This is a genomic window from Rhizobium sp. BK212 (assembly GCF_014197475.1).
GTDB classification, from domain to species: domain Bacteria; phylum Pseudomonadota; class Alphaproteobacteria; order Rhizobiales; family Rhizobiaceae; genus Rhizobium; species Rhizobium anhuiense.
Map to the genome: position 1 here is coordinate 649650 of NZ_JACIFS010000003.1, position 21367 is coordinate 671016.

The 21367-nt window shown below is 61.5% G+C and carries 18 protein-coding genes; 2 read left to right on the plus strand and 16 right to left on the minus strand.

The window, feature by feature from the left end; all coding sequences use genetic code 11:
* The 8 genes from FHT79_RS13115 to FHT79_RS13150 all read right to left on the minus strand — a co-directional run bounded on the left by FHT79_RS13115 (position 1) and on the right by FHT79_RS13150 (position 8325).
* Positions 1-642, minus strand: coding sequence for an SGNH/GDSL hydrolase family protein (locus tag FHT79_RS13115; RefSeq protein WP_047614987.1), 642 nt, complete (start codon positions 640-642; stop codon positions 1-3).
* Between the two features lie 19 nt (positions 643-661).
* Positions 662-2023 (minus strand): pyruvate dehydrogenase complex dihydrolipoamide acetyltransferase, encoded by a 1362-nt coding sequence (locus FHT79_RS13120; protein WP_097594563.1) that lies wholly within the window; start codon positions 2021-2023, stop codon positions 662-664.
* Positions 2024-2038: 15 nt separating this feature from the next.
* Positions 2039-3424 carry a pyruvate dehydrogenase complex E1 component subunit beta gene (locus tag FHT79_RS13125; protein ID WP_097594564.1) on the minus strand — a complete coding sequence of 462 codons (1386 nt, stop codon included), beginning with the start codon at positions 3422-3424 and terminating at the stop codon, positions 2039-2041.
* Between the two features lie 16 nt (positions 3425-3440).
* Positions 3441-4487 carry a pyruvate dehydrogenase (acetyl-transferring) E1 component subunit alpha gene (gene pdhA, locus FHT79_RS13130; RefSeq protein ID WP_097594565.1) on the minus strand — a complete coding sequence of 349 codons (1047 nt, stop codon included), beginning with the start codon at positions 4485-4487 and terminating at the stop codon, positions 3441-3443.
* Positions 4488-4632: 145 nt separating this feature from the next.
* Positions 4633-4953 carry a septum formation initiator family protein gene (locus FHT79_RS13135; RefSeq protein ID WP_097594566.1) on the minus strand — a complete coding sequence of 107 codons (321 nt, stop codon included), beginning with the start codon at positions 4951-4953 and terminating at the stop codon, positions 4633-4635.
* 136 nt (positions 4954-5089) lie between these two features.
* The gene (gene eno, locus FHT79_RS13140; protein WP_047615742.1) at positions 5090-6364 is read right to left on the minus strand and encodes a phosphopyruvate hydratase; all 1275 of its coding nucleotides are present in this window, start codon (positions 6362-6364) and stop codon (positions 5090-5092) included.
* Between the two features lie 222 nt (positions 6365-6586).
* Positions 6587-7432 (minus strand): 3-deoxy-8-phosphooctulonate synthase, encoded by an 846-nt coding sequence (gene kdsA, locus FHT79_RS13145; RefSeq protein WP_063475512.1) that lies wholly within the window; start codon positions 7430-7432, stop codon positions 6587-6589.
* Positions 7429-8325, minus strand: coding sequence for a VOC family protein (locus FHT79_RS13150; protein ID WP_097594567.1), 897 nt, complete (start codon positions 8323-8325; stop codon positions 7429-7431). Before FHT79_RS13150 ends, kdsA begins: the two co-directional genes overlap by 4 nt.
* A 197-nt stretch (positions 8326-8522) precedes the next feature.
* On the opposite strand from FHT79_RS13150, the gene lexA reads away from it, so the two are divergent.
* On the plus strand, positions 8523-9242 hold the full coding sequence (lexA, locus tag FHT79_RS13155) for a transcriptional repressor LexA (protein WP_003539306.1): 720 nt from the start codon (positions 8523-8525) through the stop codon (positions 9240-9242).
* Here lexA and FHT79_RS13160 read toward each other — a convergent pair.
* Entirely contained in the window at positions 9223-11652 is a 2430-nt protein-coding gene (locus tag FHT79_RS13160) for a ComEC/Rec2 family competence protein (protein WP_097594568.1), read from the minus strand. The genes lexA and FHT79_RS13160 overlap by 20 nt on opposite strands.
* A gap of 290 nt (positions 11653-11942) precedes the next feature.
* On the opposite strand from FHT79_RS13160, the gene gltA reads away from it, so the two are divergent.
* Positions 11943-13232, plus strand: a complete 1290-nt coding sequence (gene gltA / locus FHT79_RS13165) for a citrate synthase (protein WP_047614976.1) — start codon at positions 11943-11945, stop codon at positions 13230-13232.
* A gap of 28 nt (positions 13233-13260) precedes the next feature.
* On the opposite strand, the gene lpxB is transcribed toward gltA, so the two are convergent.
* The 7 genes from lpxB to rseP all read right to left on the minus strand — a co-directional run bounded on the left by lpxB (position 13261) and on the right by rseP (position 21366).
* Positions 13261-14430, minus strand: coding sequence for a lipid-A-disaccharide synthase (lpxB, locus tag FHT79_RS13170; RefSeq protein ID WP_097594569.1), 1170 nt, complete (start codon positions 14428-14430; stop codon positions 13261-13263).
* Positions 14427-15308, minus strand: a complete 882-nt coding sequence (locus FHT79_RS13175) for an LpxI family protein (protein WP_097594570.1) — start codon at positions 15306-15308, stop codon at positions 14427-14429. Before FHT79_RS13175 ends, lpxB begins: the two co-directional genes overlap by 4 nt.
* 3 nt (positions 15309-15311) lie before the next feature.
* The gene (lpxA, locus tag FHT79_RS13180; RefSeq protein ID WP_097594571.1) at positions 15312-16130 is read right to left on the minus strand and encodes an acyl-ACP--UDP-N-acetylglucosamine O-acyltransferase; all 819 of its coding nucleotides are present in this window, start codon (positions 16128-16130) and stop codon (positions 15312-15314) included.
* Positions 16127-16594, minus strand: coding sequence for a 3-hydroxyacyl-ACP dehydratase FabZ (gene fabZ / locus FHT79_RS13185; RefSeq protein WP_047614969.1), 468 nt, complete (start codon positions 16592-16594; stop codon positions 16127-16129). Before fabZ ends, lpxA begins: the two co-directional genes overlap by 4 nt.
* On the minus strand, positions 16587-17651 hold the full coding sequence (gene lpxD / locus FHT79_RS13190; protein WP_097594573.1) for a UDP-3-O-(3-hydroxymyristoyl)glucosamine N-acyltransferase: 1065 nt from the start codon (positions 17649-17651) through the stop codon (positions 16587-16589). The genes fabZ and lpxD overlap by 8 nt, the downstream gene beginning before the upstream one ends.
* Before the next feature lie 50 nt (positions 17652-17701).
* On the minus strand, positions 17702-20035 hold the full coding sequence (gene bamA / locus FHT79_RS13195; RefSeq protein ID WP_047614966.1) for an outer membrane protein assembly factor BamA: 2334 nt from the start codon (positions 20033-20035) through the stop codon (positions 17702-17704).
* Positions 20036-20232: 197 nt separating this feature from the next.
* A complete protein-coding gene (gene rseP, locus FHT79_RS13200) occupies positions 20233-21366 on the minus strand; it encodes an RIP metalloprotease RseP (RefSeq protein ID WP_097594574.1) in 1134 nt (377 codons plus the stop codon).
* Between the last annotated feature and the right edge of the window lies 1 nt (position 21367).

A 21367-nucleotide genomic window follows, 5' to 3' on the forward strand; every position in this document is an offset into this window, starting at 1 on the left:
TCAGATCCCCAACATCATCCGCACGATCGATTCCAGCCCGCGTCCGAGCGCACGCGTATTGTCCGCATCGAGATGAATGCCATCGATCGGCGTGGTCTTGGCGACGGAGTTGCCGTCGAAGAAGCCGCAGCCGAGTTCGTCGGCAAGATCACGATAAAGCGTTGCGAGCTTGGCCGATTCCTCGATACCGCCGGGAAAGGATGCGGCGAAGGGCACATTGCCCGTCGCGCAGATCGCCGGCGGCGCCACGATCAAGATCTCCGGCCCATCGAATTCGAAGGGCCAGGCATGATTGCGGATGAGCCGCACGAGACGGCTGATGCCCTGGCAAGCGGCAAAGGCGGACCCCGCCACGACCGGCTTCATGTCGTTGGTGCCGAGCAGAAGGATGACGAGGTCGAGCGGTGCATGCGTCTGCAGGATCGTCGGCAGGATGCGCGCACCGTTGCGGTCACAATCGGCGAGGTGGTCGTCGAAAGCGGTCGTGCGCCCATTCAGGCCTTCGGCGATGACGCGGGCCTCACTGCCAAGCGCTGCCTGAAGCACGCTCGGCCAGCGATTCTTGTACTCATGACGGCCGATCGTCTCGGCGTCATAACCCCAGGTCAGCGAGTCACCATAGCAAAGAACGGTCTTGGTCATTTCCGCCTCCGCGCTGCTATCAGACAAGCATGCCCATCGGGTTTTCGATGTAGCCCTTGAAGGCCTGGAGCAGCTCGGCGCCGAGTGCACCATCGACGCAGCGATGGTCGGTCGACAGCGTGACCGACATCACGGTGGCGATCGCCATTTCGCCCTTCCTGACGACGACCCGCTGTTCGCCTGCGCCGACCGCGAGGATCGTCGCATGCGGCGGGTTGACGACGGCTGCGAAGTTCTTCACGCCCATCATGCCCATGTTCGAGACCGAGCTGGTGCCGCCCTGATATTCCTCAGGCTTCAGCTTGCGGTCCTTGGCCCGCTTGCCGAGATCGCGCATCTCGTTGGAGATCGTCGACAGGGTCTTTTCCTCGGCCTTGCGGATGATCGGCGTGATCAGGCCGCCGGGGATCGAGACGGCGACGCCGACATCGGCGTGCTTGTGCTTGACCATGTTGGTCTCGGTCCAGGAGACATTGGCATCCGGAACGTCGCGCAACGCCAGCGCCATGGCCTTAATGACCATGTCGTTGACCGAGAGCTTGTAGGCCGGAGCGTTGTCCTTGCGCGGCGCCGCATCGTTCAGCTGGGCGCGCAGCGCCAGCAGCGCATCGAGCTCGCAATCGACGCTGACGTAGAAATGCGGAATCGTCTGCTTGGATTCGACCAGGCGCCTGGCAATCGTCTTGCGCATGCCGTCATGCGGCACGAGTTCGTAGGAGCCCGGCTCGAAGAGCTTGAGCACGGCTTCCTCAGACGCGCCCTTCGGTGCAGCAGCGGCCGGAGCCGGCGCAGCAGCCTGCGGGGCGGCAGCGGGTGCGGGCGCAGCAGCAGCCTTGGCGCCACCGCCGGCAACAGCCGCCTCGATGTCGCTCTTGACGACGCGGCCATGCGGGCCGGAGCCTGTCACTGCCGAAAGGTCGATGCCGGCTTCCTTGGCCAGACGGCGCGCGAGCGGCGACGAGAAGGTGCGGTTGCCATCAGCCGAAACCGATGCGGGTGCAGCGGTGGTTACAGGCGCTGCAGCCGGAGCGGACTGGGCCGGAGCCGGTGCAGCCTCGGCCTTCGGCGCGGATGCGGCTTCAGCCTTGGGCGCCGGAGCGGCGGAACCCGCACCGTTTGCGGCGGCGGCGACATCTTCGCCATCGGCGGCGAGAACCGCAATGAGCGCGTTGACCTTGACGCCTTCGGTGCCGGCGGCAACGACGAGCTTGGCGACCGTGCCTTCATCGACGGCTTCGACTTCCATCGTCGCCTTGTCGGTCTCGATCTCGGCGATCACATCGCCCGACTTGACCTTGTCGCCTTCCTTGACCAGCCATTTGGAAAGATTGCCTTCCTCCATGGTCGGAGAGAGGGCGGGCATCGTGATATTGATCGGCATCGAGATGCCCTCCCCTTATTTGTAGCAGACAGCCTTCACCGCATCGACGACTTCGCCGACATTCGGAAGGGCGAGCTTTTCGAGATTGGCGGCGTAGGGCATCGGAACGTCCTTGCCCGCAATCGTCAGGATCGGCGCATCGAGATAATCGAAGGCCTGCTGCATGACGCGGGTGGCGATTTCGGTTCCGACCGACGACTGCGGATAACCTTCCTCGACGGTAACCAGACGGCCGGTCTTCTTCACCGATTCGATAACGGTCGGCAGGTCCATCGGGCGGATGGTGCGAAGGTCGATCAGTTCGACGTCGATGCCGATCTTTTCGAGTTCGGCCGCCGCCTTGGTCGCATAGGTCATGCCGATGCCGAAGGAGACCACCGTGACGTCCTTGCCCGGACGATGGATGCGGGCCTTGCCGATCGGCAGGACGAAATTGTCGAGCTTCGGCACATCGAAGTGCTGACCGTAGAGAATTTCGTTCTCGAGGAAGATCACCGGATTCGGATCGCGGATCGCAGCCTTCAGCAGGCCCTTGGCGTCGGATGCCGTGTAAGGCATGACGACCTTCAGGCCGGGGATTGCGGAGTACCAGGCAGCATAGTCCTGGCTGTGCTGGGCGCCGACGCGAGCTGCAGCACCGTTCGGGCCGCGGAAGACGATCGGAGCGCCCATCTGGCCGCCGGACATATAGAGCGTCTTGGCGGCGGAGTTGATGATGTGGTCGATCGCCTGCATGGCGAAGTTGAAGGTCATGAATTCGACGATCGGGCGAAGGCCTGCCATGGCAGCGCCGACGCCGACGCCGGCAAAGCCGTGCTCGGTGATCGGCGTATCGATGACGCGGCGGGGGCCGAATTCCTGCAGCAGCCCCTGCGTGACCTTGTAGGCGCCCTGATATTCGGCAACTTCTTCGCCCATGACGAAGACGTCGTCATTGGCGCGCATTTCCTCGGCCATGGCGTCGCGGAGCGCTTCGCGCACGGTCGTCGACACCATTTCGGTGCCGGCCGGAATTTCGGGGTCGTTCGGAACGACGGCCTTCGGCTCGGCCGGAAGCGGCGCGGAGGCCGAACCGGTGCTGGCCGGCTTCTCTTCCTGGGCAACGGCAGGCGCTGCTGCGGCGGCCGGCTTGGCGGCGGAAAGATCGGCGGCGGATTCGCCGTCCTGCAGCAGCACGGCGATCTTGGTGTTGACCTTGACGCCTTCGGTGCCGGCATCGACGAGCAGCTTGCCGATGATCCCTTCATCGACGGCTTCGACTTCCATCGTCGCCTTGTCGGTTTCGATTTCGGCGATCACGTCGCCTGAGGTGACCTTGTCACCTTCCTGCTTCAGCCATTTGGACAGCGTGCCTTCTTCCATCGTCGGAGAGAGGGCGGGCATGAGGATATCGATAGGCATGGGTTCCCTCCCCCGATTAGAGCAGAATGTCGGTGTAGAGCTCGGATGCATCCGGCTCCGGATCGGCCTGGGCGAAATCGGCGCTGTCGGCGACGATGTCGCGGACATCCTTGTCGATCGCCTTCAGATCGTCTTCGGAGGCCCAGCCCTTTTCGATGAGGCGCGCCTTGACCTGTTCGATCGGGTCATGCTCGGAGCGCATCTTCTGCACTTCGTCCTTGGAGCGATATTTCGCCGGATCGGACATGGAGTGACCGCGATAACGATAAGTCAGCATTTCGAGAATGATCGGGCCCTTGCCGGAGCGGCAATGTTCGAGCGCCTCGTCGGCCGCCGCCTTGACGGCGCGAACGTCCATGCCATCGACCTGAATGCCGGGGATGCCGAAGCCGGAGCCGCGCAGCGAATAGTTCGACTGAGCGGTGGCGCGGGCGGTCGAGGTGCCCATGGCGTAACGGTTGTTCTCGACGATATAGACGATCGGCAGCTTCCAGAGAGCCGCCATGTTGAAGCTCTCGTAGACCTGGCCCTGGTTGGCAGCGCCGTCGCCGAAATAGGCGATGGAGACATTGCCGTTGCTGCGATAGCTGTTTGCGAAGGCCAGACCCGTTCCGAGCGAGACCTGGGCGCCGACGATGCCGTGACCGCCGTAGAAATGCTTCTCTTTCGAGAACATATGCATCGAGCCGCCCTTCCCGTGGGAATAGCCGCTGCGGCGCCCGGTCAGCTCCGCCATGACGCCACGCGCTTCCATGCCGGTTGCCAGCATATGGCCGTGGTCGCGATAGGCGGTGATGACCTGATCGCCTTCCTTCTGCGCCATCTGCATGCCGACGACGACAGCTTCCTGACCGATGTAGAGGTGGCAAAAGCCGCCGATGAAGCCCATGCCGTAAAGCTGACCGGCCTTCTCCTCGAAGCGGCGGATGAGCAGCATTTCGCGATAGGCCTTGAGCTCCTCATCGCGATCGAAGTCGGCTACCGGGCCTCCATTCGATGCTTTGGCTGCGGGTTTTGCTGCAGTTTTGCGGCTGGAAACGGTCGCGGTCTTTCGCGGCGCCATTCAACCCTCCCTATGGGTTTGTCGGTTCTTGGTGGCGCGTACCATAGGGAAGAAATATGACCACAGCAATGCCATAATTGCATGGCTCGTATTCGGCGCTAAATCATTGATAAAACGCCGGGAATTTAAATTAACCTGTTTCCGGTTAATTGGAATAATGGTTGAATATGACGATCTCGTCCGCGCGCGACACATTAAGCTGATAGCGCGCTTTTTCGTCCAGCATGTCCTTGTCGAGCGAGCCGTCACTGAGCAGCGCGACCTGATTTTCCAGATGTTCGCGCTTCGTCTTCAAGACTGCAAGCTCTTTTTCACGCGCGACACGCTGATGCTCGAACGCTTCCGTCGCGCGCAGGCCGTAATCGCCGTGAACGCAGTGATAACCGAAATAGGAAAGGAAGGCGACCGTCATGGCCGGAATGACGAAGCGGCCGAGCTTTCTCTTCTTATGATGCTTTGTCCACATACACGCATGCTCTTGAACGCATTACCAATTCGCTCAATCTACAGCGCAGAGATTAACCGTTCGTTGACTCTAAAAAAGAGCAACAAAAAACCCGCGCCGGAGAGGCGCGGGTCGAACCGTTGAAAATCAGATGCGATCAGCCGCGAATGATCGAGCGGCCGGCATACTGGGCTTGAGGACCGAGGCCTTCTTCGATACGGATCAGCTGGTTGTACTTGGCAAGACGGTCGGAACGCGACAGCGAGCCGGTTTTGATCTGACCGCAGTTGGTGGCGACCGCAAGATCGGCAATGGTCGAATCTTCCGTTTCGCCGGAGCGGTGAGACATGACGGCTGTATAGGCTGCCTTGTGCGCCGTGTTGACGGCGTCGAGGGTTTCGGTCAGCGAGCCGATCTGGTTGACCTTGACGAGGATCGAGTTGGCGACACCCATGCGGATGCCATCGCGAAGACGAGCAGAATTGGTGACGAAGAGATCGTCGCCGACGAGCTGGGTCTTCTTGCCGGTCAGGTCGGTCAGCGTCTTCCAGCCATCCCAGTCGTCTTCAGCCATGCCGTCCTCGATCGAGATGATCGGGTACTTGGCGGCGAGTTCGGCCAGATATTCGGCCATGGCGCCCGATTCGAGCGTGCGGCCTTCCCCTTCGAGAACGTATTTGCCGTCCTTGAAGAATTCCGTCGAGGCGCAATCGAGGCCGAGGTAGATGTCCTCGCCCGGCTTGTAGCCGGCTTTTTCGACCGACTTGACGATGAAGTCGAGGGCTTCGGAAGCGCTCTTCAGGCCCGGTGCGAAACCGCCTTCGTCGCCGACATTGGTGTTGTGGCCCTGTGCGGCAAGTTCCTTGCGGAGCGTATGGAAGACTTCCGAACCCATGCGCACGGCTTCGGCGATCGTATCGGCGCCGACCGGCAGGATCATGAATTCCTGGAAATCGATCGGGTTGTCGGCATGGGCGCCGCCGTTGATGATGTTCATCATCGGCACCGGCAGCAGGCTGGCGGAAGCGCCGCCGACATAACGGTAGAGCGGCAGGCCGGAAGCCTGGGCGGCAGCCTTGGCGACGGCGAGCGACACGCCGAGGATGGCGTTGGCGCCGAGGCGCGACTTGTTCGGCGTGCCGTCCAGCTCGATCATGATGTTGTCGATCTGGATCTGGTTTTCGGCGTCGATGCCGCCGATCGCATCGAAGATCTCGGTGTTGGCGGCATCGACCGCCTTCTGCACGCCCTTGCCGAGGTAGCGCTTGCCGCCGTCGCGCAGTTCGACCGCCTCATGCGCGCCCGTCGAGGCGCCCGAGGGAACAGCCGCGCGGCCCATGCTGCCGTCTTCGAGATAGACATCGACTTCGACGGTGGGATTGCCACGGCTATCGAGAATCTCGCGGGCGATGATATCGGTGATTGCAGTCATGGGTTCTTCCTGCTCAGTGGGTGATAAGTCGTTCGAAACCTGTCTTAATCGAAGGCGAGCAAATTACAATGCCGCAATTGCCAGCCTTCGAACCAGCGTTCCGATGTGGACGAAAGCGCGTCGCGATCTCTAACATTCGCATGGTCCGCGCTTTGCTCTTTGGTTTTGCGCGACATGCTTATAGCGCGATCATGTCAGACTGTTGAACGTCAAGCTGGGTAATCAGGCCTTGGCGACCGCATCGAAGGCAAGCAGCTTTTCGAGGAGCCGCGGCATGTCCTTGAGATAGACCATGTTCGGTCCGTCGGAAGGCGCATTGTCGGGGTCCTGATGGGTTTCGAGGAAGACGCCGGCAATGCCGGTCGCCACCGCTGCGCGCGCCAGCGTTTCAACGAATTCCCGCTGGCCGCCCGAGGAATCGCCCTGCCCGCCCGGCTGCGCCACGGAATGGGTGGCGTCGAAAACAACGGGAGCACCCATCGACGCCATGATCGGCAGCGAACGCATGTCGGAAACCAGCGTGTTGTAGCCAAACGAGGCGCCGCGCTCGCACAGCAGCACGTTCGGATTGCCGCTGGCGTTGAGCTTCTTCAGGACGTTTTTCATATCCCAGGGAGCGAGGAACTGGCCCTTCTTGACATTGACGACGCGGCCGGTCTTGGCGGCGGCGATGAGAAGATCGGTCTGGCGGCAAAGGAAGGCCGGGATCTGCAGGACATCGACGGTCTTTGCCACCTCGGCGCATTGTTCGGCGGTATGAACGTCGGTCAGGACGGGAAAGCCGAATTCCTTCTTGAGGTCGGCAAAGATCTCCATGCCCTTTTCAATGCCGATGCCGCGTTCGGCCGAAAGCGAGGTGCGGTTCGCCTTGTCGAAGGAGCTCTTGTATACGAGGCCGATGCCGAGCTTTCCGCAAAGCTCCTTCAGCGTGCCGGCCACCATGAAGGCGTGGTCGCGGCTCTCCATCTGGCAAGGGCCGGCAATCAGCGACAGGCGGCCGGTGTTGGAAAAGGTGACCTGGCCCTGGCCCTCGCCGATCTTGACTTGGGAATTCGTATCTGTGCTCATCGTGTTTCCTCGAAGGCGAAAAGCGTGCCCTGCCCGGGCGCGGGCTTCACCAGAATGCGATTGTTCTTGCGCGTATATGTCACCCCGTTAGCAGCCAAATGCGCTTCTGTCACGGCAAGATCGGCGACAGCGAAGAGAATCGCCCGGCCGCGCAGGCCGCGGTCGGCGGATGGGACAGCGACCTCGAAATAGGCCTCCAAACCCTCCGGCGTCATCAGGCTGATTTTCACATTCGACGCCGCGATCTTGACGCCGAAACCGGTTTTCTCGAATGCCGATTGCGCGCTGGCAAGACTGACGAAGGCGGCGAAGGCAGCCGCATCGGGCGCGCAAAGCACCACCTCGGCAATGCCGGTCACGCCATTGGCATGCGCCTCAAGCGCGCTGCGGTCGGCCGGCAGCGGATTGACGCGCTCGACGGTGAAGAGAAAGAGATCGGGCGCGCGCAGGTCGCCGGCAAAGGCCAGCTTGAAGCCGGCAATGCTCTCAGAACCATCCGGCATCGTCATCGGCCTGCTGAACGCCAGCATCTCGCCGGCGCTCGCTCCGTCGCCGACGAAATTCCGATGATCGATATCGGCATCCTCGCTGCCGAAGGCCACCGCCGAAAGCCCCTCCTCGCCGCAGCGGAATCGGAAGGCGCGGTTGCGGGCGGTGAAGACATTGCCTTGCCGCGCCGATGCTTCACTTTCCCCAACGCTCGCAATCCCGAGCGGCTCCAGATAGGTCTTATCGGCAAAAAAGACGCAGGCATTCTCCGTTCCGAAGGGATGACGCGCATCGGCGGCAACGGTAAAGCCCAGCTTGCCGAGCCTCTCGCGCGCCAGATCGATATTGACGACCGGCAGCACGACATGATCCAGCGGGCGCGGTTTGGCGGAATGCTCGTTCATGATATCCCCTCTCCTGACACGGCAGAGATGTGCGACGGTGCCGCGCAAGGCAAGACTTGTCGGCCAATCCGGCGAATGAAAATAAAAATCTCAACGAGTTGGCGCCAAGTTTTACGGAAATTTAGCTACTTGCGGAACACATATGGAACATATAGTGTCTGTTCTGGATTTGTTTCAATCACGAGGTCACAACGTCGATGCTCACGCGCAAACAACAGGAGCTTCTCCTCTTCATTCATGAGCGCATGAAGGAATCCGGCGTTCCGCCGTCTTTCGACGAAATGAAGGACGCCCTGGATCTCGCTTCAAAGTCCGGGATTCACCGGCTGATTACGGCCCTCGAGGAGCGTGGCTTCATTCGCCGCCTACCGAACCGTGCCCGCGCACTCGAGGTCATCAAGCTTCCGGAGGCCTATAGCCCCAGCATCCAGCCCCGGCGCGGCTTTTCGCCGAGCGTCATTGAGGGCAGCCTGGGCAAGCCCCAGCCGGTCGCCACTCCCGCTCCTGCAAAACCCGTCGCCGACAATGGCAACTCCGTCTCCGTGCCGGTCATGGGCCGCATCGCCGCCGGCGTTCCGATCTCGGCAATCCAGAACAACACCCACGACATCGTCGTTCCGGCCGATATGCTCGGCTCCGGTGAACACTACGCGCTGGAGGTCAAGGGTGATTCGATGATCGACGCCGGCATTTTCGACGGCGACACCGTGATCATTCGCAATGGCAGCACCGCAAGCCCTGGCGATATCGTCGTTGCTCTCGTCGACGACGAAGAAGCGACACTCAAACGCTTCCGCCGCAAGGGCGCCTCGATCGCGCTGGAAGCGGCCAACCCGGCTTACGAGACCCGGATCTTCGGGCCGGACCGCGTCAAGGTGCAGGGCAAACTCGTCGGCCTTATTCGCCGCTATCACTGACACCCTGGCCGGTTTCGACAAAGCTGTTGCTGTGCCAGTCATAGGCGCGATGGCGGATCCATGGCCGAGACAGATCATCGAGTGCGGTTGTGACCTCCATGCCGGCCTCGGCGAAGCGCAATTCGACGGAACCGGTCCGGCGCAACGTCTCGCCGGTGAAGAGCGTCGCGCCTGAGCGGCAGCTGTTGAAACGCAGGCGGACCGACGTTACCACGATATCGGCCGCATCGCAGGCCGGAGCGAGATAGGCGGCATTGTCGATGACGGCGACCACATGACCGTTGCCAAGCCTTGATATGCACCAGGCCTTCTTGACGCAGGAAAAGCGGTTTGCGTCACCGTCAGCTGCGGCCGCCCGCATCGCCGCCCTCGCTTCGTTCTGCTGATCGCGCGAAAGCCTGACGCGACGGTCCTCTCCTGCTGGCGGGACAGCAGGACCATCCAGCATCTTCGGCGGGTCATGCGCCGGCAGGACCAGCGCGCGCTGCCATTGGTCGAAGATGAAATCCGGCGGGTTTTCACGGTTGGAGGCCATTGCCGCCGCCTCGACGACCGCGACGAGACTGCCATCTTCCGAAATCACCAGATCCGGCGGCCGGGGAACCGGCAGAAGCAGCAGGATGAGCGTTGCGACTGATATGATCGACGTGCCCATATGGCGGAGCCGGGTGCGGAGCAGCGTCAGCAGCAGGAAGCCCGCCACGGCGACTGCGAAATACCAGGCGGGCAAGCGGCCGATGCCGATGTCGCCACCCCAGCCGGACACGGTCTTGGCGACGGCAATCACCAGATCGAGGCCGAATCCGACAACCTTCCAAGGCAAAACGTCCAAACCGAAAGGCATGAGCAGCATCGCCAGCAACCCGGCCGGCATGATGATGAAGGAGATGATCGGCATCGTCGCGAGGTTTGCCGGCAGGCCGTAGGCGGTCAGGCGATGAAAATGCTCGATCGAAAACAGTGCGGTGGAGAAACCGCCGATCAGCGAGGTCAGGAAGACACCGCCGAAGAAACCCGCAACCGCGACAAAAGGCCTGACGATCGGCAGCTTCAGGAAGGCACTCTCGCGGACGCGCCGATCCTTCCACAGCTGATAGCCCGACACGAGCGCCAAGGTTGCGGCAAAGGACATCTGGAAGCTCGGCCCCAGGACTTCGGAGGGCGAAATGACGAGGATGACGAGCGCGGAGAGAGCGACATTGCGCAGGCTGATCGACGGCCGGTCAAAGAAGACGGCAATCAGCATGATGGCCATCATGATGAAGGCGCGTTCGGCCGAGACCGCGAAGCCGGAGATCAGGAAATAGGCCGTGACGGCGATGAGCGCGCCGGCGGCGGCGATCTTCTTCGTCGGATAGGCCTGGGCGACGCCGGGAAAGAGGCTGAGCAGCATCCGGAAGCCGACGAAGAAGATGCCGGCCGACAGCGCCATGTTGAGGCCTGAGATGGCGATGATATGCGCCAGACCGGACTGGCGCAGCGCCTCCGTGGTCGCATTCGAGATGGCGCGCCGTTCGTCCGTCACCAGAGCAGCGGCAAAAGCGCCGGTGTCGCCGGGCAGAATCGATCGGATGCGGTCGCCGATGCCGCTGCGCAGCCGGTAAAGCCATTCGAGCAGAGCTTCCGCCGTCGATCTGGCAGCCTGCGGGCCCGCCTGCAAATCGACTTTCGTCGGCGCGCCGTAGAAGAAACCATTGGCGCCGATGCCATCGAAATAGGTCCCGAAGGAGAAGTCGTTGAGCTCTGGAAGTGCTGGGCCTGACGGCGGCGTCAGCCGAGCCCTGCCGGTGATGATGTCACCGATCTCGAAAGGCGCGTCGGCGCCGCGGGCGATCGCGGTTATCCGTTCCGGCGGCCGCTTCACCTGCGGCGCCTCGGTGCCGGTGACTGCCAGAATGTAGCGCCACCGGCCGCGACCATCGCCTTCGCGCCGTTCGACACGGCCGGTCACCGTCGTCGTCACGGCGGAGTCGAGGATCACGGTCGAAGCCCGCCAGCTTTCGAACTCCGCCGAGACCACGCCACCGGCCACAAGTGCAAGCGCCAGCAGGACGGCTCGCAATGCCGCCCGCATACGGCTGGCGATCAGAACCGCGGTCGTCAGCACCAACAGGCAGAGTAGCGGTGCAATGACCGGAAAATCCGATGCTCCAAGAAACCAGAAGGCTGATCCGGCGCCGAGGAAGACCGGCGAGAACAGCAGCAGGCGGCCATGATCCGCCTCCTCGCCCAGCATGCGCCTGCCGGCACGCAGCGATTGCGAGGCTAAAGCCGGCAGGCGATGGCGCAACGGTGTCGCCGACTGCGTCCTTGCCGGCCGCGACACCACGGCAGGGGGGAAAAAACCGGAGGTATCGGCAAGGCCGGCGCCTGCTTCCGGCCGCAATTCGACTGTCGTCAATTCCTGCATGCGCCGCCCAAGCTCAACCGCCAAGGCAGCCAGAATGCAACCTCCCATCAAATCCGGCAAGAATAATCGATTGAAATATGAGGGAAAATCGCGAGTGCCAAAAGACCAGTCGAATCATCAGCTTCCGATATGCACGCGGCTCATCGCTGCAGTGCCTAAAAGGTGATACCGCAACGCACAAAATGCCGTCACGGTAACTTGGCATTAGCTTCGCGATCATATAGCTATCGGTGAGGACGCTTAACCCCTATGGCGCTTTTAAGGCGCCACCGCCATTTCGGAGGATCAGCATGACGGATCAAAGCGCTACAATAAAAATCGGTGACAAATCTGTCGACCTTGCCGTCAAGAGCGGCACGATCGGCCCGAGCGTCATCGACATCGGTGCCCTCTACAAGAACACGGCTTCCTTCACGTACGATCCGGGTTTTACCTCGACCGCATCCTGTGAATCGAAAATCACCTACATCGACGGCGACGAAGGTGTCCTGCTGCATCGCGGCTATCCGATCGAGCAACTCGCCGAGCATGGCGACTTCCTGGAAGTCTGCTACCTGCTTCTCTACGGCGAACTGCCGACCACCGCGCAGAAGAAGGATTTCGATTATCGCGTCACGCACCACACCATGGTGCATGAGCAGATGAGCCGCTTCTTCACCGGCTTCCGCCGCGATGCGCATCCGATGGCCGTCATGTGCGGCTGCGTCGGCGCGCTGTCGGCCTTCTATCACGACTCCACAGACATCACCGATCCGCACCAGCGCATGGTCGCCAGCCTGCGCATGATCGCCAAGATGCCGACGCTCGCCGCCATGGCCTACAAATACCATATCGGCCAGCCCTTCGTTTATCCGAAGAACGACCTCGACTATGCGTCGAACTTCCTGCGCATGTGCTTTGCCGTGCCTTGCGAGGAATATGTGGTCAATCCGGTGCTTGCCCGCGCCATGGACCGCATCTTCATCCTGCATGCCGATCACGAGCAGAACGCCTCAACCTCGACGGTCCGTCTCGCCGGTTCGTCGGGCGCCAACCCGTTCGCCTGCATCGCGGCCGGCATCGCCTGCCTCTGGGGGCCTGCACATGGCGGCGCCAACGAAGCAGCGCTGAACATGCTGAACGAAATCGGCACAGTCGACCACATCCCGGAATATATCGCCCGCGCCAAGGACAAGAACGACCCGTTCCGCCTGATGGGCTTCGGCCACCGCGTCTACAAGAACTATGATCCGCGCGCCAAGATCATGCAGAAGACGACGCATGAAGTGCTGGGCGAACTCGGCATCAAGGACGATCCGTTGCTCGAAGTGGCGATGGAGCTGGAGCGCATCGCGCTCACCGACGAATATTTCATCGAGAAGAAGCTCTATCCGAATATCGACTTCTATTCCGGCATCACTCTGAAGGCGCTGGGCTTCCCCACGACCATGTTCACCGTGCTCTTCGCGCTCGCCCGCACGGTCGGCTGGATCGCACAGTGGAACGAGATGATCGAGGATCCGGAACAGCGCATCGGCCGTCCGCGCCAGCTCTATGTCGGCGAACCCAAGCGCGACTATATCCCGGTTTCGAAGCGCTGATCGCTTCAAAGCCTAAAAGAAAACCCGGTCAGAAACGGCCGGGTTTTTTCTTTTTCAGGACATCGAGAAGGATCTCGGCGGCATGCTCGCCGGGCGGCTTTTCGGTCTGCATGCGCTGCCAGATAAGGTCATAGCCTTCCTTCATCGCCTTCAGCTGGTAGGTGTCGGCCGACAGCCTTTCCATCCAGCGGGCGAGACTGGCGCCGCGAACGATATCGTTGAGATATTCCGGCACGACCGCGTAATCGGCGATCAGGTTTGGCAGCGCGCCTGTCCAGGTCTTGATGGTTGATGTCAGCAACCGCATGATCCAGTCGACCTTGTAGGCGGAGACGACGGGCACATCGGCAAGCGCCAGCTCAAGAATGACAGTTCCGGACGCCGCCATGGCTGCATCGGCTTCGGAGAAGGCTTTCCATTTCGCTTCCGCGCCGACGACGATCTCCGGTTTTACCGCCCACCCCGCCGTCATTTCGCGGACAAGCGCCTCCTTGTGCGTCACCGTCGGCAGAATGAAGCGCATCGGCCCATTGCGGGCAACAAGCTCCTTCGCTGCGGCCTCGAAATAAGGCACGAGATTCTTGATCTCGGATGAACGCGAACCGGGAAGAAGAAGGATCGGGCCGTTGCCGGGCTGCCTGCCGGCGCGCAGCCGCCGCGCCTCGAGCAATGCCGGATCGGCAATCAGGCGATGGCCGACATAAGTCGTCTCCGGGCCGCCGAGCGTGCGCATCACTTCCGGCTCGAAGGGCAGGACGGCGAGCACATGATCGACATAGCCGAGCATGCGCGTGGCGCGATATTCCTTCCAGGCCCAAACGCTCGGACAGACATAATTGACAACAGGCAGATCGGGCAGCGCGGTGCGGACGCGCTTTGCAACGCGATGAGTGAAATCCGGGCTGTCGATGATGAGAAGAATGTCCGGCCTTGCGGCGATGATTTCAGCCGTCGTCCGGCGGATCAGGGTATAGAGCTTTGGCAGTCGGCTCAGCACCTGGGTGATGCCCATGATCGACAGCTCGGAGAAATCGAACAGCGATCTCAGGCCTTCCGCTTGCAGCCCCTCGCCGCCAACGCCGACCAGTTCCACCGGTCCGCTATGAATTCGTTTCAGGGCGGCGATGAGATCGGCGCCGAGCAGATCCCCCGACACCTCACCGGCAATGACGGCAATCTTCAGCGGCGCCCCGTTCATTCAAGCCCCCATGCCGGCAGGCCGCGATCGATGCCGCAGACGAAAAGCCCGGCCTCGTCGGCGGCCTTGATGACGGCGGCGCGATCGAGCACCAGCGAACGGCCGGCCTCGACGGCGACGCCGGCAAGGCCGGCTTTCCTCGCGTTCAGCACCGTGGATATGCCGATCGCCGGCAGATCGGCGCGGATATCCTGCTGCGGCTTGCAGAGCTTGACGAGTGCGCCGCGGCGGCGTGGCGAGATGCGTCCGGCGGCTCTGAGACCCGTCACGCGGTCCAGCATCTCATCCGTGCCCTCAAGACCCTCCAGCGCGACGACACGCCCGCCGATGCTGACGGCGCCCTGCCCGACATCGAGCCGGCCGAGCATTTCGGCGGCTTCGCCAGCACGGCTGATATCACGCCGGTCGTCCTTGCCGGGCGCCACAGCACCAAGCGGGCCGACGGAGGCAAGCAGGTCGGGGGCGATTTCATGGGCGCCAACGACGCGGCGGCCGTTTCCCTCGATCAGGCGGATCACCATCTGCAGAACCGTATCGTCGCCGCCGGACAGCAAGGTGCGGATGGCGGCCGGCACCTTCATCAGGATGCGCAGCGTCGGGCGCACCTCGCGCCATTCCGGGCGGCGGCGCACACTGCCCGACATCACGACTCTGCCGATGCCATACCGGTTGAGCAACCCATCGAGGGCGGCGAAATCACCAATGCCGATGACGGCGTGATCATAGCCTTCCCAGCGCCAGTCGCTTTCATCCTTCAGCGCGACGATGACGGGATTTTCGCCGGCGGCGCGCGCGGCTTCGGCAACATAGGAAGGCAGAAGACCGCCGCCGGCGATAATCGCCAGCCGACCCGCAGCGGTTTCGCCGGAAAATGTCACGGGCTAGCCCTTCTGCCCCCGGGTCGGCGAGGACAAGGCGCGGTCGCTATCGGCGGCGATGAAGTCGAGAATGTGGACCACCTGCTCGCAATCGACATATTCGTCGCGGATGGCGGCGGCGTTTTCGCGGACGGAGCCCGTTCCTTCAAAGATCGCCTTGTAGGCGCGACGCACCCGGTGAATGACGGCGCGGTCGATGCCGGCGCGCGTCATGCCGACGACGTTGAGGCCGCTCAGCAGCCCGGGATTGCCGTTCAACATGCCGTAGGGAATGACGTCGTAACTGACCGCCGAGAGCCCGCCGACGAAGGCCTGACGGCCGACACGGGTGAACTGGTGAACGGCAGAACCGCCGCCCAGAATGACACGATCCTCGATGACGACGTGGCCGGCGAGCATGACGTTGTTCGACATGATCACGTGATTGCCGACCCGGCAGTCATGCGCGACGTGGGAATTGGCCAGGAAGAGGTTGTTGTCGCCGACGATCGTCTGGCCACCGAAATCGGAGGTGCCGGTGTTCATCGTCACGCCTTCGCGGATCGTGCAGTTGGCGCCGACCGTCAGCGTCGTCTCCTCACCGCCGTGATGCACGCTCTGCGGATCGCCGCCGATGACGGCCATCGGGAAGATGCGCGTGCCCTTGCCGATCACGGTGCGGCCGGTAACGACTGCATGCGACAAAAGCTCGACATTCGCATGCAGGACGACGTGCGACCCGACATGGCAGAAGGGACCGATCTTGACGCCCTCACCGATAACGGCACCGTCTTCGACGGCGGCCATCGGATGAATAAGGGCGCTTTCGGCGATATTGCTCATGCCTGATCCTTACGAACGATCATCGCGCCGATATCGGCCTCGGCGACAAGCGCACCGTCAACCTTGGCGTCGCAATGGAATTTCCAGATATTGCCGCGCTGCTTGTGTTTCTTGACATGGAATTCAACGCGATCGCCGGGCACGACGGGCTTGCGGAAGCGCGCATTCTCGATGGTCATGAAATAGACGAGGTTGCCCGGCTGGCCTTCCTTCTTGGCACAGATCGCGCCCGCAGTCTGAGCCATGCCTTCGATCAGGAGAACGCCCGGCATGATCGGAGCTTCCGGAAAATGGCCGGTGAAATGCGGTTCGTTCGCCGTGACGTTCTTGATGCCGATCGCGCTGTTGTCGCCGTCGATCTCGATGATCTTGTCGACCAAGAGGAAGGGGTAACGATGCGGCAGCAGCTTCATGATCTCGATGATGTCAGCCGAAGAAAGCGTTGTCGTGGCTTCCTCAGTCATTTTGCTTGCCTCCAGGTTTACTCTCGCGCTGCTTGGTCTTGGACATCAGCTGCGCAGCCTCTCTCAGATAGTCTTTTAGCGGGCGCGCGGGTACGCCGCCATATTGCCCGCCGGCGGCAAGGTCGGTCATGATACCGCTTTTGGCGGCGATCTGCACGCCGTCACCGATCGTCACATGCCCCTTGATGCCGACCTGGCCGCCGATCTGCACGCCATTGCCGATCTTTGTGCTGCCGGCGATGCCGACCTGGGCGACGACGGCACAGTGGCGGCCGATCTGAACGTTGTGGCCGATCTGGACCTGGTTGTCGATTTTGGTGCCTTCGCCGATCACCGTATCGTCCATGGCGCCGCGATCGATCGTGGTGTTGGCGCCAATCTCGACATTGTCCTGGATGATCACCCGGCCGATTTGGACGATCTTGATCATACCGCGCGGGCCCGGGGCATAGCCGAAACCATCCTGGCCGATGCGGGCGCCGTTGTGGATGATGACGCCATTGCCGATCAGCGCGCAGAGAATGCTCGCGCCGGCCGCAATCGAACAATCCCGGCCGATCTTGACGCCCGGGCCGATGATGCTGTGCGCACCGATGCGAGTCCCCTCGCCGATCTCGGCATGCGCACCGATGACGGCCATCGGCTCGACGATCACACCTTTTTCGAGCTTGGCGCTCGGATCGATCACAGCACTTGGCGCGATCTCGCTTTCACTGGAAAAGACGACCGGGCGCAAGGCAGCGGGATAAAACAGACCGCCCGCCATCGCAAAGGCTGCGTGCGGATTGGACGACAGAATGACCGGAATGTGCTCGGGGATAAGATCGACGAGCGCCTTGTCGCAGATCACCGCCGAGGCTTCGCATGTCGCCAGCTCATCGCGGCTGCGGCGCGACAGGATATAGCAGACATCGCCTACCCGGGCCCGGTTGAGGGGAGCCACGGATCTGACGATGACATCGGCATGATCGGGATTGGCGAGTTCTGCCCCAAGAAACTCTGCCAGCTCAGCGAGCTTCAGACCTTCATGGGGCAGAAAAAAAACGTTTTGCTCCATCGGCAATGCTCCAGAACGGAATTGAGTCTTACAGTTCCGGACTGCCGATATCAGAATTGGTTGTTGATGCCAAACTTGAAGTTCTGCGTCTTGTCGAAGTCTTCCTTGAGAACCGGGATTGCGTAATCCAGACGCAATGCACCAAAGGGAGACTGCCAGACAACACCGACACCAACGGAAGCGCGCAGCGAAGCACTGGTGCCCTCCGCTTGATCGGAGCCGAGAAGCTCGACATCATTGCCAAACAGCGTGCCGGCATCGGCAAAGACGGCGCCGCGCAGGTTGAAGTCACGCGGGAAGCCAGGCATCGGGAAGGTCGCTTCCGCCGACGCCGTGAAATAGGTCGTGCCACCGAGCGGGTCATCATTATCGCCGCTGATGCGTGGGCCGATCCCCTTGTTCTCGAAGCCACGAATATCGCCGTTGGTCAGGGTGAACTGATCGAAGACATTCAGGTGGTCGCCGAGTGGGACGACATAACCCGCCGAAGCCGAGACCGAGCCGATGATATCGGCATCGTCGGCGAGCAGATGGTAGTAACGGGCCTTGCCGTAGATCTTGTAGAACTGCGAGTCGCCGCCGAGGCCGGCAAGTTCCTGCGTCGCCGTCGCATAGATGCCTTCACGCGGCAGGACGGTGTCATCAAGCGTGTTGTAGGTCAGCGTCTGCGAGACGGAAGAGCGCGTCCACGGGCTCTCATCGACCAGATTGGCATAGGTCGCCGAAAGATCGGAGGTATCGCCGTCATACTTCATCTGCTTGTAGTTATAGCGGAAGGTCGTCGCCAGATCTTCGGTGATCGGTGCGGTCACACGCAGAACGACGCTGGTTTCCTCGTAGTCATAGTCGTCGTTGCTCGACGTTTCGCTGCGGTTGACGTCGAAGCCTGCCGCCAGGCGATAGCCGAGGAAATAGGGTTCGGTGAAGCTGACGCCGTAGGCGCGCGAGCCTTCCTGACCGCCGCCGGCCGAAATGCGGATATACTGGCCGCGGCCGAGGAAGTTCTTTTCCTCGATCGATGCTTCGAGCAGCAGACCGTCGCCGCCGGCGGCATAACCCGCGCCGACACCGAACGAACCAGTCGACTGATCCTGCACGTCGACGACCACCACGACACGGTCGGGCGAGCTGCCCGGCTGGGTGGAGATATTGACGGAAGAGAAGTAACCCAGCGCTTCGAGGCGACGCTTGGCCTTGGTGATCATCTGCTGATTGAAGGCGTCGCCTTCGCTCATGTCGAATTCGCGGCGGATCACGTAGTCGCGCGTGCGGCTGTTGCCGCGGATCTCGATGCGCTCGACATAGGCGCGTTCGCCCTGGTCGACCAGATATTCGACACCGATCGTATTGTTGTTGAGGTCGCGGTTGCCGCGCGGCGTGACGCGCGCAAAAGGATAACCGGCAGACGCCACCTGGTCGGAGATCGCCTCGATCGACTTCTGCACGTCCTTGGCGCTGTAAACACGACCTTCATGGGTGCGCACGAGCGGCAGCAACTGATCGGAACCGACGCCTTCGACGGTCGACTGGACGGTCACTGGTCCGAAATCGTAGCGCTGGCCTTCCTCGATGTTGAAGGTGAGCGTGTATTTGTTGGTCGCGTCGTCGAAGGTGGCATCGGAAGAGACGATGCGCATGTCGGCGTAGCCGCGATTGTAATAGAACTGGCGCAGCGCTTCTTCGTCGGCGTGGAGCTTGTCTTCGTTATAGACGTCCTTGCGGGTCAGGAACGAAAGGAAGTTCGAACGCTTGGTATTGATGACGGCAGCCAGGCGGCCGGCGCTGTAGGCATTGTTGCCGACGAAGTTGATCGAATCGATCTTGGTGCGATCACCTTCGTTGATGACGAAGGCAAGGTTGACGCGGCCTTCGCCGAGCGGCACCACCTGCGTCGTCACTTCGACTTCACTGCGGCCGGTGGCAGCGTAGGCATCCTTGATCGACTGAATGTCGGACTGGATCTGGGTGTCGCTGTAGGGACCGGCGGCGTGGGTCTGGACGATGGTCGCGAGCTTGTCGTCCTTGATCTTGCGGTTGCCGTTGAAGACGACCTGATTGACGAGCTGAGCTTCCTGAACGTTGACGACGAGCGTGCTTCCGGAGACCGAGATCTTCACGTCGGAGAAGTAACCCGTACCGTAAAGCTGCTTGACCGAAGCATCGATATCGCTGTTGGAAAAACTCTTCCCGGGAGAGATGGTGAGGTTCGACCGGACGGCCTCCGCGCCGACGCGGCTTGCGCCGCGCACATCGATACGCTGGATGACGGCGGCCTCAGCAGCCGTAGCGGAAACGAACGTCAAAGCACCTGCGCCCGAAGCAACAACACTAGCAGACAGCGCAACCGCCGATACTGCGTTCAAAAACTTTGAACCAGCCTTCATTTCACCTATTACCTTTGTTTCCCTCGTCCCCGGCTCCGGGAGAACCCGATTCCGGTCACGTGTGTCGTTTTACCCGCTTTTGACATACAAGCAAGCGAGGTCGTTAATTTCTGTTTACTTCATTTGCAAGCGTGACCCATTCGCCACTACAGCCTTGAAACATCGTAAATAAACAGTAATTCCCTCGCCTTGCCCGTTTACCCTCTGATCGAGCCGATGTCGTTCCAGGTCGTGAAAACCATTAATGTCAATATCATTGCCAAGCCGATGCGAAATGCAATTTCCTGAGCCGTGGAGCCCAGCGGCTTCCCCCTCACCGCTTCCACCGCATAGAACATCAGGTGGCCGCCATCAAGTACCGGAACCGGCATCAGGTTAAGCAATCCTATCGAAACCGAAAGCATTGCCGCAAGCTGCAGCACCGCGCCTATGCCAAGCGTAGCCATCTGGCCCGAAGCTTGCGCCACGCGGATCGGCCCACCCAGTTGGTCGGCCCGCATCGTTCCGGCGAAGATGTTGCCGATATATTTGAAAGTGCCGGTGACGATGTCGCGAGTCTGGATCACGCCCTCCTGCAGCGCCTCGAGAGGCGTATAGGTCTTCAGGCGGAAGTTGCCAGCCTGCTGATTGGTGACGATGCCGATCTGGCCCAACTCGATCTTGTTGCCGAACTGGTCGGTCTGGTCGGTGCGTTGCGGCACCATCGGCAGATCGAGCTTCTCGCCGCCACGCTCGATCGTCACGACGATCTTCTGGCTCGGGCGGATGCTGACATAGCGGCGCACGTCGTCGAAGGTCTCGACCTTGTTGCCGTCGATGGCGACCAGCAGGTCGCCGGGAAGGATGCCGGCGGCAGCAGCGGCGCCATCCGGCTTGACCTCGGCAACGACAGGATCGGCGATCATGCGGCCATAGACAGAAAAAAGAACGGTGAAGATGGCGATCGCCAGCAGAAAATTGGCGATCGGGCCGGCTGCGACGGTGGCAGCGCGCTTCCACAGCTTGGCACCGGCAAAGGAGCGCGCCCTGTCCTCCTCGGACATGGCGGCGAGTTTGTCGGCGTCTGGCTTGCTCGAGGCGTCTTCGTCGCCGAAGAACCGGACATAACCGCCCAGCGGGATCACCGAAATCTTCCAGCGTGTTCCGTGGCGGTCGGTGAAGCCGAAGAGCTCCGGACCGAAGCCGACGGAAAAGGCAAGGATGCGAATGCCGCTCCAGCGCCCGACGAGATAGTGGCCCATCTCATGCACGAAGACGAGCAGCGAGAGCACGAGGATGAAGGTGACGATATTCCCCATCAAGAATCCGTATATGCCGGTCACCGTTTCCATG

What these genes read in the sequence shown, in the direction of transcription:
- FHT79_RS13115 (WP_047614987.1), bottom strand. Translation starts at nt 642, where the DNA reads ATGACCAAGACCGTTCTTTGCTATGGTGACTCGCTGACCTGGGGTTAT.
- FHT79_RS13120 (WP_097594563.1), bottom strand. Translation starts at nt 2,023, where the DNA reads ATGCCGATCAATATCACGATGCCCGCCCTCTCTCCGACCATGGAGGAA.
- FHT79_RS13125 (WP_097594564.1), bottom strand. Translation starts at nt 3,424, where the DNA reads ATGCCTATCGATATCCTCATGCCCGCCCTCTCTCCGACGATGGAAGAA.
- pdhA (WP_097594565.1), bottom strand. Translation starts at nt 4,487, where the DNA reads ATGGCGCCGCGAAAGACCGCGACCGTTTCCAGCCGCAAAACTGCAGCA.
- FHT79_RS13135 (WP_097594566.1), bottom strand. Translation starts at nt 4,953, where the DNA reads ATGTGGACAAAGCATCATAAGAAGAGAAAGCTCGGCCGCTTCGTCATT.
- eno (WP_047615742.1), bottom strand. Translation starts at nt 6,364, where the DNA reads ATGACTGCAATCACCGATATCATCGCCCGCGAGATTCTCGATAGCCGT.
- kdsA (WP_063475512.1), bottom strand. Translation starts at nt 7,432, where the DNA reads ATGAGCACAGATACGAATTCCCAAGTCAAGATCGGCGAGGGCCAGGGC.
- FHT79_RS13150 (WP_097594567.1), bottom strand. Translation starts at nt 8,325, where the DNA reads ATGAACGAGCATTCCGCCAAACCGCGCCCGCTGGATCATGTCGTGCTG.
- lexA (WP_003539306.1), top strand. Translation starts at nt 8,523, where the DNA reads ATGCTCACGCGCAAACAACAGGAGCTTCTCCTCTTCATTCATGAGCGC.
- FHT79_RS13160 (WP_097594568.1), bottom strand. Translation starts at nt 11,652, where the DNA reads ATGCAGGAATTGACGACAGTCGAATTGCGGCCGGAAGCAGGCGCCGGC.
- gltA (WP_047614976.1), top strand. Translation starts at nt 11,943, where the DNA reads ATGACGGATCAAAGCGCTACAATAAAAATCGGTGACAAATCTGTCGAC.
- lpxB (WP_097594569.1), bottom strand. Translation starts at nt 14,430, where the DNA reads ATGAACGGGGCGCCGCTGAAGATTGCCGTCATTGCCGGTGAGGTGTCG.
- lpxA (WP_097594571.1), bottom strand. Translation starts at nt 16,130, where the DNA reads ATGAGCAATATCGCCGAAAGCGCCCTTATTCATCCGATGGCCGCCGTC.
- fabZ (WP_047614969.1), bottom strand. Translation starts at nt 16,594, where the DNA reads ATGACTGAGGAAGCCACGACAACGCTTTCTTCGGCTGACATCATCGAG.
- lpxD (WP_097594573.1), bottom strand. Translation starts at nt 17,651, where the DNA reads ATGGAGCAAAACGTTTTTTTTCTGCCCCATGAAGGTCTGAAGCTCGCT.
- bamA (WP_047614966.1), bottom strand. Translation starts at nt 20,035, where the DNA reads ATGAAGGCTGGTTCAAAGTTTTTGAACGCAGTATCGGCGGTTGCGCTG.
- rseP (WP_097594574.1), bottom strand. Translation starts at nt 21,366, where the DNA reads ATGGAAACGGTGACCGGCATATACGGATTCTTGATGGGGAATATCGTC.